Below are 2,226 nucleotides of genomic sequence, written 5' to 3' on the forward strand. Positions count from 1 at the left end.
TGCGCTTGTACATCCTCGACGAAGCCCTGCAACCGTTGCCGATTGGCAGCATCGGCGAGCTGTACATCGGCGGCGTCGGCGTGGCCCGTGGTTATCTGAAACGCCCGGACCTGACCGAAGAACGCTTCCTCGCCAGCCCGTTCGTGGCCGATGATCGGCTGTACCGCACCGGCGACCGTTGCCGTTTCCTGGCCGATGGCAACATCGAATACCTGGGGCGTCTCGACCATCAGGTGAAGCTGCGCGGCCAGCGCATCGAATTGGGTGAAATCGACGCGGCACTGCTGGCCCAGGCCGGTGTTCGCGACGCCGCCACCTTGTTGCTCGACCAGCGCCTGGTGAGTTTCTGGTGCGGTGACGCCGATGAGGCGACCCTGCGTGCCGACTTGAGCGCCAGCCTGCCCGCGCACATGCAGCCAAGCGTGTTCGTGCAGCTCGATAACCTGCCGCTCAACAGCAACGGCAAGCTCGACCGCAAGGCCCTGGCCGCCACGCCGCTGCCACACAGCCCAAGCGACCAGCCACGCACCGCGCCACGGGACGGGACTGAAACCGTGCTTTGCGAACTGTTCAGCGAAGTGCTGGGTGGTCCGGAAGTCGGCATCGAGGACAACTTTTTCCAACTCGGTGGTCACTCCTTGCTGGCCACCCGCCTGGTCAGTCGGGTGCGTGAGCGCCTGGGAGTTTCCCTGCCCCTGCCGCTGGTGTTCGCCCAACCAACGGTCGCGGCCCTGGCCGAGCATCTGCGCACGGCCATGCCCGGTGAGTCGATCACCGCGCAACCGCGCCCGGCGCACTTGCCCCTGGGCCTGGCCCAGCGCCGCTTCTGGATGCTCAGCCGCCTGGTGCCGGAGTCCCGCGAGTACCACATGCCATTCGCCCTGAGCTTGCGCGGCGAGCTGCAAGTCCAGGTCTTGCGTGAAGCCTTCGAGCAGGTCAGCCAACGCCACCTGGTGCTGCGCAGCCGGATCGTCGACGTTGACGGCGAGCCGCAACTGCTGATCGACGACCACGGGCCGGCGCTTACGGTCACTGGCGTTGCAAGCCAGGACTGGGCCGCGACCTGCGCCAACGCCCAAGACGAACTGATGACACCGTTCGACCTGGCCGCCGCCGCGCCTTGGCGTGCGCATCTGCTGCAACGCCAGGGCAGCGACGAACACCTGTTGCTGGTGTGCCTGCACCACAGCGCCACCGACGGTTGGGCCATGCAGTTGCTCATCGACGAACTGACCCAGGCCTACACCGCCGGCCTGGACGGGCAGTCGCCAGCCTGGAAACCACTGGAAATCGACTACGTCGACTTCGCCCTGTGGCAGCAGCACCCAGACACCCAGGCCCGGCGCAGTGCCAGCCTGGACTACTGGAAAAACCACCTGGGCCAGGACGACTATCAGCTCGACCTGCCCATCGACCATCCACGTGGCGCCGAAGCCGATCGTCGCGCCCGGCAACTGACTGTCCGCCTCGGCAGCCAGCGCGCCGAAGCCATCCGACAGTTCGCCCGTCAGCGTGGCACCACCACCTATGTGGTGTTGGCCACGGCCCTGAGCGCACTGCTGGCCCGCTACAGCGGCCAGCGGGAGATTCGCCTCGGCACCCCGGCGGACCAACGTGACCACGCCCAGACCCAGACCTTGCTGGCGTGCCTGGTCAACACCCTGGTGATCCGCAGCGACGTCGACCAACGGGCCCCGGCCGAGCAACTGCTCGCCAGCCTCGAGGCCGACCTGCGCGCCGCCCAGGCCCACGCCGACCTGCCTTTCGCCACCTTGGTCGGCGCCATTGCGCAGAATCGCGACTTGAACCGTACGCCGCTGTTCCAGGTGCTGTTCTCCCTCAACTACGGCCGGGTCGACAGCAGCCAGTGGCCGGGGCTGAACGTCGAAGAGCAGATGCTGCCGGTGATCGACGCCAAATTCGAACAGAGCTGGGAAGTCCAGGACGACGGCAGCGACATGACGCTGGCGCTGGAATACCAATCGGCCTTGTACGACGAAGCGACGATGCAACGCTGGAGCGCGCAATGGTGCGCGCTGCTCGACGCCCTGGTGGCCGCTCCTGGGCGCAACCTGGTCGAGCTGTTCCCGCAACAGCAGGACCAGCAGCAACTCGACCGCTGGAACGCCACCGACCGTCACTACAGCGGCCCGAGCAACCTGCACACCGCCCTGAGCCAGCAAGCGGCCCTGAGCCCCAACGCCCCGGCGCTGGTGTTCGAAGGCC

At 67.0% G+C, this 2,226-nt stretch carries 1 protein-coding gene; it reads left to right on the forward strand.

The annotated features are described in order from the left end of the window. On the forward strand, positions 1–2,226 hold a 2,226-nt coding region (locus HU767_RS28460; RefSeq protein WP_186731104.1), incomplete at both ends, for a condensation domain-containing protein.

This window comes from Pseudomonas sp. SWRI179 (assembly GCF_014268705.1).
In the GTDB taxonomy this organism is placed as follows: domain Bacteria; phylum Pseudomonadota; class Gammaproteobacteria; order Pseudomonadales; family Pseudomonadaceae; genus Aquipseudomonas; species Aquipseudomonas zanjanensis.